The sequence below is a fragment of the Intrasporangium sp. genome (assembly GCF_039812505.1).
Lineage (GTDB): Bacteria > Actinomycetota > Actinomycetes > Actinomycetales > Dermatophilaceae > Intrasporangium_A.
In genome coordinates this window covers 1-14,476 of sequence record NZ_JBDIAQ010000088.1, presented here as the reverse complement: position 1 = coordinate 14,476, position 14,476 = coordinate 1, and the positions used below count along the sequence as shown (strand labels likewise).

Genomic DNA, 14,476 nt, shown 5'->3' with positions numbered 1-14,476 from the left:
CAGGAGGCCCGGGAGCGTCGCGGCGGCGAGGGTGCTCGTGGGCAGCGGGATCGCTGGTCGGGTCAGGAGGCCCGGGAGCGTCGCGGCGGCGAGGGTGCTCGTGGGCAGCGGGATCGCTGGTCGGGTCAGGAGGCCCGGGAGCGTCGCGGCGGCGAGGGTGCTCGTGGGCAGCGGGATCGCTGGTCCGGCCAGGACGGTCGGGAGCGTCAGGATGGCCGGGATCGCTGGGAGGGTCGGGAGCGTCGCGGCGGCGAGGGCGCTCGTGGTCCGCGGGACCGCTGGTCCGGCCAGGGGGACTGGGAGGGCCGAAAGGGCGGCTGGGAAGACCGCGGCCGTCGCGGTGGACAGGAGCGCCGGGGCGGACACGGGCGGACCGACCGGCCCGAGCGTCCGCCGCGCACATCGGCCGTGGAACGGGAACGAGTCTCGCGCGGCGCGGCGCGGCTGTCGCCCCGGTCGCGCCGCAAACCGGAGCCGGCGATCCGCGAGGGCGTCACCGGCCATGAGGTCGACCGGGGCGTGAAGAGCCAGCTGCGCACCCTGTCGAAGGAGAACGCCGAGGGGGTCGCGCAGCACCTGGTGATGGTCGCCGAGCTGCTCGAAACCGACCCGGAAGCGGCGCTGGCCCACGCCGAGACCGCCGTGCGCCGCGCCGGCCGGGTGCCGGCGGCTCGCGAGGCGCTCGGGCTGGTGGCCTACCGGATGGGCGACTGGGCCCGCGCGCTCTCGGAGTTCCGGACGGTCCGTCGCCTGTCCGGGTCCAGCCACCTGCTGCCGCTCATGGTCGACTGCGAGCGCGGGCTCGACAGGCCCCGCAAGGCGCTCGAGCTCGCCCAGGGCGAGGAGGCCGACAGCCTCACCTTTGACGAAAGGGTGGAGCTTGCGATCGTCATCTCCGGCATCCGTCGCGATATCGGGCAGCTCGACGCCGCGGCGGCCGGGTTGTCCGAGCTGGCTCGTCGGGTGAGTCCGCACCGGCCCTCGGCGCCGAGACTCTACTACGCCTTCGCCGACGCCCTGCTCGCGAGCGGAGACGAGCAGCAGGCCCGGGAGTGGTTCGCCAGGGCGGCGGACGCCGACCACGACCTCACGACAGACGCAGCCGAGCGGCTCGAGGAGCTCGATGGGACCTCGGTGCTCGACCTGCTCGCCGACGAGGACGGCGACGGCGACCAGGCCGACGACGAGCAGACGGAGCACCACGACCGGACCGACGAAGACCGGACGGACCACGGCGACGAGACGCGCGACGGCGACGAGACGCACGACGGCGACCAGACACACGACGGCGACCAGACACACGACGACCAGGACGAGAGCCACCAAGGAGATCACGCCGATGAGTGACGATGAGACCGCGGTGACCGGGTCAAGGGCCCCGGTGACCGGTGACGACGACATCGACACGGCCCTGGCGGCCCTGGGCCGGGTTGAGGACGAGCCGCTCGCCCGCCACGTAGAGCTCGGCGAGGCGGTGCATCGCCTCCTGCAGGGCCGGCTGGGTGGCCTGGGCGGCGCATGAGCGCAGCCGACCGGGACGACCCGAGCCGGCGGCTCGACATCGAGCTCGTCTCGCGTGGCCTGGCCCGCTCGAGAGGCCAGGCCCGTGAGCTGGTAGGAGGCGGTGCCGTGCTCGTCGACGGGCGGCTCCAGACGAAGGCTGCCGCCCACGTCACCAGCAGCAGCCTGATCGTGCTGACCCGGACACCGGCGCGCTGGGTCGGCCGGGCTGCCGCGAAGCTGCACCACGCCCTCGAGCTCTGGGGACCCGATGGCGCCGGTCCGGCCGGTGCCGACCCGAGCCGACGGGTGCTCGACCCGCTGGGTCGGCGGTGCCTCGATGCCGGGGCGTGCACGGGCGGCTTCACCCAGGTCCTCTTGGCCGCAGGGGCCGCGGCGGTGACGGCCCTCGATGTCGGCCATGGTCAGCTCGCCGCCGAGCTGGCCGGCGACCCTCGGGTCACCGACCTGCCGGGCACGGACATCCGGGACGTCACGCCCGCGGAGCTCGGCGGGGTCTTCGACCTCGTCGTGGCCGACCTCAGCTTCATCTCGCTCCGCCTCACCCTGCGCCCCCTGCGTGACCTCACGGCAGCCGACGGCGACCTGGTCGTCCTCGTCAAGCCGCAGTTCGAGGTCGGACGCGAGCGACTCGGCCGCGGTGGTGTCGTGACCTCACCGCAGGAGCACCGTCGCGTGCTGCGCGACGTCCACCGGCTCGCGACCGGGCTCGACCTGGTCGTCCGGGGGGCCGCGCCGAGCCCGGTCCGAGGCGTGGCGGGCAACCGCGAGTTCCTCCTGTGGCTCACCCCTCGCGCCGACCACGGCGGCCTCGGCGAGGATGACATGCTGGAGCGCATGAACCTGGGCGCAGACACGTGACGCGACGCATCCTGCTCGTGGCCCACCCGAGACGGCCCGAGGCGCTGCTGATCGCCAAGGACGTCGTCGAGCGACTGACCGACCTGGGCATCGAGGTCCTCGTACAGGCCGACGAGGCGCGGGCCCTCGACCTGAAGGAGTCCGCACGGGTCCACGTCCCGAGCGAGAAGTACGTCGCGGAGGGTTGCGAGCTGGTCGTGGTCCTCGGTGGTGACGGCACCATCCTGCGCGGGGCCGAGTTCGCGCGTCGGCTCGACGTCCCGCTGCTCGGTGTCAACCTCGGCCACGTCGGCTTCCTCGCCGAGGCCGACCGTGAGGACCTCGTCGCGACCGTCGAGCACATCGCCGCCAGGGCCTACACGGTGGACGAGCGGATGACGCTGCACGTCGACGTCCGCCACGACGGCGACCTCGTCGCCAGCAGCTGGGCGCTGAACGAGGTCAGCATCGAGAAGGCGGCGCGCGAGCGGATGCTCGACGTCGTAATCGAGGTCGACCACCGGCCGCTGTCGAGCTGGGGCTGCGACGGCGTCATCCTGTCCACGCCCACCGGCTCGACCGCGTACGCCTTCTCCGCCGGTGGCCCGGTCGTCTGGCCGCAGGTCGAGGCCTTCCTGCTCGTGCCGAACTCGGCCCACGCCCTCTTCGCCCGCCCGCTCGTGCTCGGACCGGACAGCCACGTCGCGATCGAGATCAAGTCCGAGAGCGAGGGCAGCGGCGTCATGTGGTGCGACGGGCGCCGCCACGTCGAGCTGCCACCGGGCGCCCGCATCGAGGTCCGCCGGGGGTGGCGCCCGATCCGGCTCGCAAGGCTGAACGACGCGCCCTTCACCGACCGGCTGGTGGCGAAGTTCACCCTGGCCGTCGAGGGGTGGCGTGGCAACGGCGGACGCTCGCGGCCCCGTCGGTGACACCGCTGCCGGACCGGCCGCGCCGTAGGGTGTGACCGTGTTCAGCCAGATCCGCCTGCGCGGGATCGGGATCATCCAGGAGGCCCGGCTCGACCTCAGCCCCGGCCTGAACGTCGTGACCGGTGAGACGGGGGCCGGCAAGACAATGGTCGTCACGGGCCTCGGCCTGCTGCTGGGGCAGCGGGCCGACGCCGGGATCGTGCGAGGCGGCCTGGCCAGTGCGTTCGTCGAGGGCGTGGTCGAGCTGCCCGACGGGCATCCGGCCCTGACCCGCGCGGCCGAGGCCGGCGCGGACCACGACGCCGGTGAGCTGGTGATCGCGCGGACCATCGCGGCGACCGGCCGCTCCAGGGCGCACGTCGGTGGCCGCACCGCCCCGGTCGGGCTGCTGGCCGAGCTCGGGGAGCACCTCGTCGCCCTCCACGGCCAGGCCGACCAGTGGCGCCTCACGCGGGCCGACGCGCACCGGGAGATCCTCGACGCCTTCGGGGGAGCGCCGTTGGTCGCGCTGAGCGAGCGCGTCGCCGCTCTGCACGACCGGTGGCGTGCCGCCACCACCGAGCGCGACCGGCTCGTCGCCCTGGCTCGGGAGCGGGCCCGTGACATCGACGCGCTCACCGCCGCTCTCGAGGAGGTCGCCGCGCTCGACCCGCAGCCGGGAGAGGAGTCGGCGCTGCGCGCCGAGGACGAGCGGCTCACGCACGCCGAGACCCTGCGTGCGGCCGCGGCCGAGGCACTGGGCCACCTCAGCAGCGACGAGTATGCCGCCGAGCCGGCTCCCAGCGTCATCGACCTCGTCGCCCGGGCCCGGGCCGCCCTGGGTCCGGCGGTGCGCCACGACGAGCTGCTGCGCTCCCTGGACGAGCGCCTGGCACAGCTCGCCGCCCTGACGACCGACCTCGCCGGCGACCTGCGCGGCTACCTGTCGGACGTCGAGCTCGACCCGCACCGGCTCGTGGCGGTGCAGCAGCGCCGGGCTGCCCTGTCGACCCTGACCCGCAAGTACGGCGACACCGTCGAGCAGGTCCTGGACTGGACCCGTGCGGCCGCGGCCCGGCTCGACGACCTCGCCACGGCCGACGACCGGGTGGCCCACCTGACCGAGCAGACCCGGACGTTGCGGTCCGAGCTGGTCGACGCGACGCTGCGGCTGTCGGGGAAGCGCCGGCAGGCGGCCGCGGGGCTCGGCGTGCGGCTCGGCGACGAGCTGCACCACCTCGCGATGAGACGCGCCGAAGTCGTCGTCGCGGTAACCACCCGTGCCGACCCCGACGGTCTCGAGCTGCCCTCCGGCGAACGGGTCCGGCTGTCCCGTCACGGCATCGACGCGGTCGACATCCTGCTCGCCGCGAACCCGGGTGCACCGGCGCGCAGCATCACCAAGGCGGCCTCCGGCGGGGAGCTCGCGCGTGTCATGCTCGCGATCGAGGTCGTCGGCGCGGGCGCCACAGGACCGCCCACGTTCGTCTTCGACGAGGTCGACGCCGGCGTGGGCGGTCGGGCGGCCCTCGACGTCGGGGCCAGGCTCGCCCGGCTCGCCGAGCAGGCGCAGGTCATCGTGGTGACCCATCTCGCCCAGGTCGCGGCGTTCGCCGACCGGCACCTGGTGGTCCGCAAGGACGACGACGGCGCGATCACGACGAGCAGCATCGTCAGCGTCGCGGGTGACGAGCGCCTCGCCGAGCTGTCCCGGATGATGGGCGGCGACTCCGAGTCTGACGCCGGCCTCGCCCATGCGCGGGACCTGCTCGCCCAGACGGCGGCCATGCGGTCCGGATCGGCCAAGGTGCGGCGCGTCGGCTGATCCGGAACGGCCCGGACGGCCGGCGGCGGGTGCAGCCGAGGGGGCCTGCCATGGCACGATGGGAACACCATGGCGATCTCCATCCGTCGACGCAGCCCCGCGTCCGGCGCCCATCCCGGCGTGTCCGGACCGGCGCGGGTCGACCGACGGACCAAGAACCTCACCAAACGCCTGAGACCGGGCGACATCGCAGTCATCGACCACCGCGACCTCGACCGGGTCAGCGCCGAGTCCCTCGTCGCCGCCCGGCCGGCCGCGGTCGTCAACGCCGCGACCTCGATCTCCGGGCGCTACCCGAACGTGGGGCCCGAGATCCTCGTGGCCGCGGGGATCCCCCTGCTCGACGAGGCCGGCCCGGAGGTCATGACGCTCAGGGACGGGCAGCCGCTCCGGCTCGACGGCGCGGACCTCTGGCAGCACGAGCACCGGGTCGCCACCGGCCACGTGCTCGACGAGGAGTCCGTGCACGCCAAGATGCAGCAGGCCCGCTCCGGCCTGGCCGAGCAGATCGAGGCCTTCGCGATGAACACGATGGAGTACGTCCGCAAGGAGCGTCGCCTGCTCCTCGACGGCGTCGGCGTCCCGCCCATCACGACCCGGCTCGACGGGCGCCACTGCCTCATCGTGGTGCGGGGCTACCACTACAAGGAGGACCTCGAGACGCTGCGCCCCTACATCCGGGAGTACCGCCCGGTGCTGATCGGGGTCGACGGCGGTGCCGACGCGATCATCGAGGCGGGATATCGGCCCGACCTGATCGTCGGTGACATGGACTCGGTCTCGGACGGCGCGCTCCGGTCGGGCGCCGAGCTCGTGGTGCACGCCTACCGCGACGGCCGGGCGCCCGGCCTGGGCCGGATCGAGCAGCTTGGCCTCGACGCGGTCGTCTTCCCCGCGGCCGGGACCAGCGAGGACGTCGCGATGCTGCTCGCCGACGACTGCGGGGCCGAGCTGATAGTCGCCGTAGGCACCCACGTCACCCTGGTCGAGTTCCTGGACAAGGGTCGCGACGGACAGGCGAGCACCTTCCTGACCAGGCTGCGGGTCGGCGGCAAGCTCGTCGACGCCAAGGGGGTCAGCCGGCTCTACCGGGCCCGGATCTCGGGCGTCATGCTCGTGGCCCTCGTCGCGGTGGGCCTGCTGGCGCTGTTCGCGGCGATCGCCTCGACCCCTACGGGCCAGGCCTGGCTGCAGGTCATCGCCGCGCGGTGGGACGACCTCCGCTCGGCCGTCGTCGGGATCTTCACGTGATCGACTTCCGCTACCACCTCGTCTCGATCATCTCGATCTTCCTCGCCCTGGCCGTCGGCATCGTGCTCGGCGCCGGGCCGCTCCAGTCGAACCTCGGCAGCACCCTCGGCGACCAGGTCACCGCCCTGCGGAGCGAGAAGCAGGACCTCAACACCAGGCTGGGCGAGAGCCAGCGGCAGCTGGCGGCCGCCGAACAGTACGGGACCGCGATCGGGCCGCTGGTCGTCTCGGGCCGGCTGACCGGGCACGGCGTCGTGCTCGTCGTGCTGCCGGGGGCCGACAGCAAGCTGGTCGACGCGACGACCGCCGCGCTGGCCGAGTCCGGCGCCAAGACCCACGGCACCGTGACGCTCTCGCCCGACTGGTTCGACCCCGACAAGGCCGGCGCCCGCACCGCTGCCGCCGCCAAGGCCGCCGACCAGCTCGGCCTCACCACGACCGCGACGGGCGACACGCTGCTGCGCGAGGTCCTGGGGCGGCTCACGGTGAGCGAGCTGCCGGTCGAGGCGACGCCGGAGCGCACGAAGGCACTGGACGCGCTCGCCGACGCCGGGCTGCTCGACAGCAGCGTGCCACGGCTCACGCCGGGCGACGTCGCGGTGCTCGTCTCGGGGGAGTACACCGCGACCCAGGCGCAGGTCGACGCGCGATCCGAGCAGGTCCGGGCCCTGGCGCTGCAGCTCGAGGGTGGCTCGCGAGCCACCGTCGTCATCGGCGGGGCCCCGGCACCGCCGACGGGCCAGCAGGTGACGACGGATGCGGTGAGCGCCATCCGGTCCGAGTCACGCACCAAGACGGCCATCTCGACGGTGGACCACGCCGGCCTGGGCCGCGGGCCGACGGTCGTCGTGCTCGCCGTCCAGGCCCAGCTCGACCACCAGATCGGGCACTACGGCACGGCGGCCGGGGCGGACGCCGTACTGCCCAAGGTGGGCCCGTGAGCATGCCTCGGGCCGGCACCCGGGTGCTGCTCGCCGCCGCAGCCGCCGCGACGGCGCTGCGGCTCACCGACCGGCTGCCCGAGCCGTGGCGTCGGCCCTGGCTGCGCACCAACCACGCCGGCGACCCGGTCACCCTGCTCGAAGGCCCGGCCTGGGTGCTCGGCGCCCTCTCCGGGCTCGCCCTGCCCGGGTCACGCGGCCGCGGCCGGGCCGCGGCCCTCGCCGTGGCGGCTGCCGGACTGGGCCTGCTCGACGACCTGTCCGGCTCGCGGGCGAGCACCGGGCTGCGGGGGCACCTCGCGGCCCTGCGGCGCGGCGAGGTGACGACGGGGACGGTCAAGCTCGTCGGGCTCGTCGCCGCCGGCGTCGCGGTCGTGACCATGGCCGACCACGCCGACCGCGGCCACGCCCACGCCGCCCCGGCCCGACGGCTGGTCGGCACGCTGGTCGGCGGCGGTGTCGTCGCGGGCGCGGCCAACCTGGTCAACCTGCTCGACCTACGACCGGGGCGCGCGCTGAAGGTCACCCTCGCCATCGCCGCACCCCTCGCGGTCACCAGCCCCGTGGCCGCGGGGACGGCAGGGGCCACACTCGGCGTCATCACAGACGACCTCGCGGCCCGCGCGATGCTCGGCGACACCGGCGCCAACGCCGCGGGCGCGTTGCTCGGGCTGGCCGGTGTCGAGCGCACCGGCCTGCTCGGGCGCTGCATCGCGCTAGCGGCCCTCACTGCCCTGACCCTCGCCTCGGAACGGGTCAGCTTCTCCGCGGTCATCGACCGGCAGCCGCTCCTGCGCCGTGTCGACCGCTGGGGCCGGCCCCCCGCCCACCCGACGCGGTGAGCCGGACCGGGCCCGTGCGGGGCATCCTTGTCGCGGCCGGCTCGATCGCCGGGATCACGGTCGTGGCACGGCTCGTCGGGTTCGGTCGGTGGTTCGCCTTCTCGCACTCGGTCGGGGCGACCTGTATCGGCACCGTCTACCAGAGCGTCAACGCCGTGCCGAACGTCCTCTACGAGGTGGCCGCCGGGGGAGTCCTGGCCGCGGTCGTGGTACCGCTGGTCTCCGCCGCCCTGGGCCGTGGGGAGCCGGATGCCGCCGACCGGACCGCTTCGGCGCTGCTGACCTGGGCCCTGGTGGTCCTCGTCCCGCTCGCCCTGCTCGTGCTCGCCGCGGCGGGCCCGATCGCCGGCGCACTGCTGCCCGAACAGGGGTGCGCCGGCGCGCTCGGCCTCGGCGTCGACCTGCTACGGCTCTTCGCGGTCCAGATACCCCTATACGGCGTCGGGATCGTGCTGGCCGGCGTGCTCCAGTCCCACCGGCGTTTCGTCGCGGCGGCCCTGGCCCCGCTCCTGTCCAGCATCGTGGTCATCGCCACCTATCTGGCCTACCGGAGGCTCGTGCCCGACCCCGCCGCCCCCGTCGCGGCCATCCCGGGGGCCGCCGTCGTCGTGCTCGGCGCCGGCACCACGCTGGGCGTCGTCGCCCTCAGCCTGCCCCTGCTGGTGCCCCTGCGGCGGGCCGGGATCCGGCTGCGGCCCCGCTTGCGCTTCCCGGACACGGCCTCCGCCCGGGTGCGCCGGCTGGCCGTCGCGGGCCTGCTCGCCCTGGCCGGCCAGCAGGCCGCCACCCTGGTGGTCATCCGCCTCGCGAACGACCGCGGCGGGCCGGGAACGCTCAACGTGTTCACCTACATCCAGGCCGTCGCCCTGCTGCCGTACGCGGTCCTCGCCGTTCCGCTCGCCACGGCCGCCTTCCCGACCCTGGCCGCCCAGGCCGCCGGGCCGTCCAAGGTCCGTCCCGACGGCGAGGGGGCGGCCCGGCGATCCGCACCCGACCTGGCGGACCGCGGCGAGCCGACCGTGGCCGGCCCGCCGCGCGGCACGGCCGACAACGCGGCGCAGACCCTGCGCGGCGCCTGGCTCGGCACGCTCGTGGCCGGCCTCTACGGGGTCGCGCTGCTCGTGGCCGTGGCCGGCCCGGTGGGCGCCTTCTTCGGCCACCTCGACGCCGGCCGGGCCGCAGGCTCGGGCGCCGAGGCGCTGGCCGCGATCCCGACGACGATGGCGTCCTTCGCGCCCGGCATCGTGGGCCTTGGCGCCACCGGCCTGCTCACCCGTGCCCTGTACGTGCGCGGGCACGCGCGCACCGCCGGGGCCGTCGCCGGGGCCGGCTGGTTGCTCACCCTGGCGGTGCCGCTGACCGTCCTGACCGGCGGCGGCACCCCGGGGCCGGCGGCCACGCTGCGCGCGATCGGGCTCGGGTCGAGCGTCGGGCTGCTCGCCGGGGGGATGGCGCTTACCATCCTGGCCGCGCGATCGTGGGGTCGCGCTGCGCTGCTGCCCCCGGCTCGACCGCTCGGTGCCGCCCTGCTCGGGGCGGCGGCCGCGGCGGGGGCCGGCTGGTGGCTCGGCGCCACGTGGCACCCGTCGACCCTGGCCGGCGCGGCCCTCGCCACCGCCGCGGCCGGCCTGCTCGCGACCCTGCTCTTCGCGGCGCTCGCGGGAGCCGCCGACCACGGCATGGTGCGCCGACTCCTGCAGCGTGGCGCCACCGCGGACCGCACGAGCACCGACCTTCGACCCCGGGAGACACGATGAGGATCCTCCAGCTGGTCGGCCGCTCGACCGGCGGCATCGGCAGCCACGTCGGCCGGCTCACCGCCGACCTGCGGCACCTGGGCCAGGAGGTCGTCGTGGTGACCGACCGGTCGACGGCGAGCCACTTCGGCTGGACCGGGTCGCGCACCCTCTGGCCGCTCGGTTCGGCCCGGGCCATGGCGCGAGCGCCGCTCGACTGGCACCGCATCATGCGTCTGGCCTCGACCGTGGAGGTGGTGCACGCCCACGGGCAGCAGGCCGGGCTGGTGGCGGCCGTCGCGGTCCTGCGGGCGCGGCCTCGTCCCCGCCTGGTCGTCACGCTCCACAACGAGCTGCCGACCGGCGGTGTCGGGGCGCGGACCGTCCGGTGGGCGCTGCGGCGCGCCGACCTCGTCACCGGAGCGAGCGAGGACCTGGTCGAGACGGCCCGGGCCCTCGGCGCGCGGCGGACCGAGCTGTCGGTCGTCACCTCTCCCCGCTTGGCGGCCCTCCTCGCGCCCCCCGCCCCTCGGGTCGATGTATCACCGCGGCCTGGAGGCCGCGGTAATACATCGACCGGGGCGGGGGTGACCGGGGCGGGGGTGACCGGGGCGGGGCGCGACCGGCCCCTCGTGCTCACCGTCTCCCGCATCGCCCCGCAGAAGGACCTGGCCACCCTCGTCGGCGCGGCGCACGCCTCGACCGAGCCGGCCACCTGGGTCGTCGTGGGAGGCGGTGACGCCGACCTGCGCCGTCGCCTCGAGAGCGAGGTGGGCGGCATACCCCTGACGTTCGTGGGGGAGCGCGACGACGTCGAGGCGTGGCTGCGCGCGGCCACCGTGCTGGTCCTGACCAGCCGGTGGGAGGCGCGGGCCCTGGTCGTGCAGGAGGCGATGGCGGCCGGTGTGCCGGTCGTCGTCCCCGCGGTCGGCGGGCTGCCCGGACTCGTCGGCGACGCGGGCGTGCTCGTCGCGCCGGGCGACCCGGCGGCCACCGCCACCGCGGTGGACGAGCTCCTGCGTGACCCGTCCCGGCGCGCCCACCTGGCCGCGCGCGGGCGCGAGCGCGCGCGCACCTGGGACACCCCTGAACAGGAGGCGCGCCACTGGCTCGAGCGCTACCGGTCGCTGCTGGGGTCATGACGTAGACTGCAAGCCCGTGGCGGACACGATTACGAAGCACATCTTTGTGACCGGGGGCGTGGCCTCCTCGCTCGGCAAGGGGCTGACCGCATCGAGCCTCGGGCGCCTGCTTCGGTCGCGTGGCCTGAAGGTCACGATGCAGAAGCTCGACCCCTACATCAACGTCGACCCCGGCACGATGAACCCGTTCCAGCACGGCGAGGTCTTCGTCACCAACGACGGCGCCGAGACCGACCTCGACATCGGCCACTACGAGCGGTTCCTCGACGTCAACCTGGTCGGCTCCGCCAACGTCACGACGGGCCAGATCTACAACACCGTCATCGCCCGGGAGCGGCGCGGGGAGTACCTCGGCGACACCGTGCAGGTCATCCCGCACATCACCAACGAGATCGTCGCGCGGATGCGGGCCCTGGCGACCGGCGGGCCCGACGCACCCGACCTGATCGTCACCGAGATCGGCGGCACCGTCGGCGACATCGAGTCGCTGCCCTTCCTGGAGGCCGCCCGACAGGTGCGCCACCTGATCGGGCGGGACAACTCGTTCTTCCTGCACGTCTCGCTCGTGCCCTACCTGGCGCCCAGCGGCGAGCTGAAGACGAAGCCGACCCAGCACTCCGTCGCCGCGCTGCGCCAGGTCGGCATCCAGCCCGACGGGCTGGTGCTGCGCGCCGACCGGGAGATCCCCGACGGCATCAAGCGCAAGATCTCGCTGATGTGCGACGTCGACGTCGAGGCGGTGGCCGCCTGCGTCGACGCGCCGAGCATCTACGACATCCCGCGGGTGCTGCACGCCGAGGGCCTCGACGCGCACGTCATCCGCCGGCTCGGGCTCGCCTTCCGCGACGTCGACTGGACCGAGTGGGACCGGCTGCTCCAGCGCGTGCACGACCCCGAGCACGAGGTCGAGGTCGCCCTGGTCGGCAAGTACGTCGACCTGCCCGACGCCTACCTGTCGGTGACCGAGGCGCTGCGCGCCGGCGGCTTCCACCACGACGCCCGGGTGCGGATCCGCTGGGTCGCCAGCGACGAGTGCCAGACCCCCGCGGGCGCCCAGCGGGCCCTCGCCGGGGTCGACGCGGTCCTGGTGCCGGGCGGCTTCGGGATCCGCGGCATCGCGGGCAAGCTCGGTGCGCTGACCTGGGCCCGCGAGCGCGAGGTGCCCACCCTCGGCATCTGCCTCGGCCTGCAGTGCATGGTCATCGAGTACGCCCGCACCGTCCTCGGCGAGGAGGCGGCGTCCTCCACCGAGTTCGACCCCGACAGCCCCGTCCCGGTCATCGCCACGATGCAGGAGCAGAAGGCCTTCGTCGAGGGGGCCGGCGACCTCGGCGGCACGATGCGGCTCGGGCTCTACCCGGCCCGGCTCAAGCCCGGCAGCGTCGTCCAGCAGACCTACGGCGCCGAGCTGGTCGAGGAGCGCCACCGGCACCGCTACGAGGTCAACAACGCCTACCGCGACCGGCTCGAGCGGGCCGGGCTGGTCGTGTCCGGCACGTCCCCGGACGGCACGCTCGTCGAGTTCGTCGAGCTGCCGCGCGCGGTGCACCCGTACTACGTCTCGACCCAGGCGCACCCGGAGTTCCGCTCCCGCCCGAACCGCGCCCACCCGCTGTTCGCCGGGCTGGTCGGGGCCGCGCTCGAGCAGCAGCGCGCGCAGCGACTCGTCGAGGTGGAGCGCGCCGCTCGGGTCGCGGCCACCCCGGTCGGCGTCGGCGCCGGAGCCGACCCGGAGTGAGCCTCACGGCGCCGGTGGGGCGGGGCAGCGACCTGACGGACGAGTTCGACCCGCAGCCGACCCTCGACTCGAGGGTCATGTTCGAGGGGATGATCTTCGACGTCCGGCGCGACACCGTCGACCTCGGCGCGGGCGGCGTGGTCGAGCGGGACTACATCGAGCACCCCGGCGCCGTCGTCATCGTCGCGCTGCGCCCGGTCGCCGGCATCGAGCACGTCTTGCTGATCCGCCAGTACCGCCACCCCGCCGGCGGGCACCTGTGGGAGCTGCCGGCCGGCCTGCTCGACGTCCCCGGCGAGCCGCCGTGGCAGGCCGCCGCCCGCGAGCTCGCCGAGGAGGTCGACCTGCGCGCCGCGCGGTGGCACGTGCTCGCCGAGAGCTTCGCCTCCCCGGGCGCCTTCCCCGAGGCGGCCCGCATCTTCCTGGCCCGCGACCTGTCCGCCGTGCCCGACGGCGTCACGCACGAACGGACCGGGGAGGAGGCCCTCATCCGTCCGCTCTGGGTACCGCTCGACGACGCCGTGCAGGCGGTGCTCGCCGGCCGGGTCCACAACGCCTCGGCCATCATCGGGGTGCTGGCCGCCGCGACCGCCCGCTCGCTCGGCTGGGCCACGCTGCGCCCGCATGACGCGCCCTGGCCGGCGCATCCCGCCCGGCGCGGCTGAGCCCGAGCGGTCGGTATGCCGCCCACCCGCGCGGGTGGGCGGCATACCCTCCGGGGGGCGTTGCGACGGCGGGCCGTACCCACGGACGACCGTTGGTCGACGGAACCGGTCGCGGCCGTGCTCGGGGTCGGGCCCGGGAGCCGCCAACGGCGGCCAACGGTCGTCCGTCGGTACGGGTGCGGTCGCCGTAGGATGGGTCGCTGGTGCCCGCTCGCCGGGCCCAGCGGCATACCGCCCATGACCCGGAAGGACACCCCGTGCTTCGCACACACGAGGCCGGCACGCTGCGCGCCGACCACGCAGGATCGACCGTCACCCTCGCGGGCTGGGTGGCGCGCCGGCGCGACCACGGCGGGGTGGCCTTCCTCGACCTGCGGGACGGCAGTGGCGTCGTCCAGGTAGTCGCGCGTGACGAGGTGCTCGCCGAGGGGGGCGCGCACGACGTGCGCAACGAGTACTGCATCCGCGTGACCGGCCAGGTGCGGGTGCGACCCGAGGGCAACGCCAACCCGGACCTGCCGACCGGCGAGGTCGAGGTGATCGTCGAGCGGCTGGAGGTGCTCAACGCGAGCGCACCGCTGCCGTTCCAGATCGACGAGCGCGTCACCGTGGGCGAGGAGGCCCGGCTCAGGCACCGCTACCTCGATCTGCGCCGCCCCGGCGCGCACTCCTCGGGCACCGCGATCCGGCTGCGCAGCAAGGTCAACGCGGCCGCTCGGAGGGTGCTCGAGCAGCGCGACTTCGTCGAGATCGAGACCCCGACGCTGACCCGGTCCACGCCCGAGGGGGCCCGTGACTTCCTCGTGCCGGCCCGGCTCGCCCCGGGCAGCTGGTACGCGCTGCCGCAGAGCCCGCAGCTGTTCAAGCAGCTGCTCATGGTCGCCGGGATGGAGCGCTACTACCAGATCGCCCGGTGCTACCGCGACGAGGACTTCCGCGCCGACCGGCAGCCGGAGTTCACCCAGCTCGACATCGAGATGAGCTTCGTCGAGCAGGACGACATCATCGAGCTCGGAGAGGCCATCGTCACCGAGATCTGGAAGCTCGTCGGCGCCGACCTGCAC

At 74.8% G+C, this 14,476-nt stretch carries 13 protein-coding genes and 1 pseudogene; 13 read left to right on the top strand and 1 reads right to left on the bottom strand.

Features of this window, described 5'->3' with window-relative positions; translation table 11 throughout:
* Positions 1–366 (bottom strand): annotated as a pseudogene (locus WMI84_RS11995) (hypothetical protein); the annotation flags it as partial.
* Positions 367–408: 42 nt separating this feature from the next.
* On the opposite strand from WMI84_RS11995, the gene WMI84_RS11990 reads away from it, so the two are divergent.
* From WMI84_RS11990 to WMI84_RS11930, 13 genes are all read left to right on the top strand, one after another.
* Complete coding sequence (locus WMI84_RS11990; protein WP_347353434.1) at positions 409–1,347, top strand: hypothetical protein; 939 nt, start codon at positions 409–411, stop codon at positions 1,345–1,347.
* Positions 1,340–1,522 (top strand): hypothetical protein, encoded by a 183-nt coding sequence (locus WMI84_RS11985; protein ID WP_347353432.1) that lies wholly within the window; start codon positions 1,340–1,342, stop codon positions 1,520–1,522. Before WMI84_RS11990 ends, WMI84_RS11985 begins: the two co-directional genes overlap by 8 nt.
* Positions 1,519–2,382: a TlyA family RNA methyltransferase gene (locus WMI84_RS11980; protein WP_347353430.1), complete on the top strand. Its 864-nt coding sequence runs from the start codon at positions 1,519–1,521 to the stop codon at positions 2,380–2,382. The genes WMI84_RS11985 and WMI84_RS11980 overlap by 4 nt, the downstream gene beginning before the upstream one ends.
* Positions 2,379–3,293, top strand: coding sequence for an NAD kinase (locus tag WMI84_RS11975; RefSeq protein ID WP_347353429.1), 915 nt, complete (start codon positions 2,379–2,381; stop codon positions 3,291–3,293). Before WMI84_RS11980 ends, WMI84_RS11975 begins: the two co-directional genes overlap by 4 nt.
* Before the next feature lie 37 nt (positions 3,294–3,330).
* Positions 3,331–5,097, top strand: a complete 1,767-nt coding sequence (gene recN, locus WMI84_RS11970; RefSeq protein WP_347353427.1) for a DNA repair protein RecN — start codon at positions 3,331–3,333, stop codon at positions 5,095–5,097.
* 69 nt (positions 5,098–5,166) lie between these two features.
* A complete protein-coding gene (steA, locus tag WMI84_RS11965; protein WP_347353425.1) occupies positions 5,167–6,348 on the top strand; it encodes a putative cytokinetic ring protein SteA in 1,182 nt (393 codons plus the stop codon).
* Positions 6,345–7,289, top strand: coding sequence for a copper transporter (locus WMI84_RS11960; protein ID WP_347353423.1), 945 nt, complete (start codon positions 6,345–6,347; stop codon positions 7,287–7,289). The genes steA and WMI84_RS11960 overlap by 4 nt, the downstream gene beginning before the upstream one ends.
* A gap of 2 nt (positions 7,290–7,291) precedes the next feature.
* Positions 7,292–8,131: a hypothetical protein gene (locus tag WMI84_RS11955; RefSeq protein WP_347353435.1), complete on the top strand. Its 840-nt coding sequence runs from the start codon at positions 7,292–7,294 to the stop codon at positions 8,129–8,131.
* On the top strand, positions 8,128–9,888 hold the full coding sequence (locus WMI84_RS11950) for a lipid II flippase MurJ (RefSeq protein ID WP_347353421.1): 1,761 nt from the start codon (positions 8,128–8,130) through the stop codon (positions 9,886–9,888). Before WMI84_RS11955 ends, WMI84_RS11950 begins: the two co-directional genes overlap by 4 nt.
* Positions 9,885–11,009 carry a glycosyltransferase family 4 protein gene (locus tag WMI84_RS11945; RefSeq protein WP_347353420.1) on the top strand — a complete coding sequence of 375 codons (1,125 nt, stop codon included), beginning with the start codon at positions 9,885–9,887 and terminating at the stop codon, positions 11,007–11,009. The genes WMI84_RS11950 and WMI84_RS11945 overlap by 4 nt, the downstream gene beginning before the upstream one ends.
* Before the next feature lie 16 nt (positions 11,010–11,025).
* Positions 11,026–12,747: a CTP synthase gene (locus WMI84_RS11940; protein ID WP_347353418.1), complete on the top strand. Its 1,722-nt coding sequence runs from the start codon at positions 11,026–11,028 to the stop codon at positions 12,745–12,747.
* Positions 12,744–13,412, top strand: coding sequence for an NUDIX hydrolase (locus WMI84_RS11935; protein WP_347353416.1), 669 nt, complete (start codon positions 12,744–12,746; stop codon positions 13,410–13,412). Before WMI84_RS11940 ends, WMI84_RS11935 begins: the two co-directional genes overlap by 4 nt.
* A gap of 257 nt (positions 13,413–13,669) precedes the next feature.
* Positions 13,670–14,476: amino acid--tRNA ligase-related protein (locus WMI84_RS11930; RefSeq protein WP_347353414.1), on the top strand; the 807-nt coding region annotated here is incomplete at its 3' end.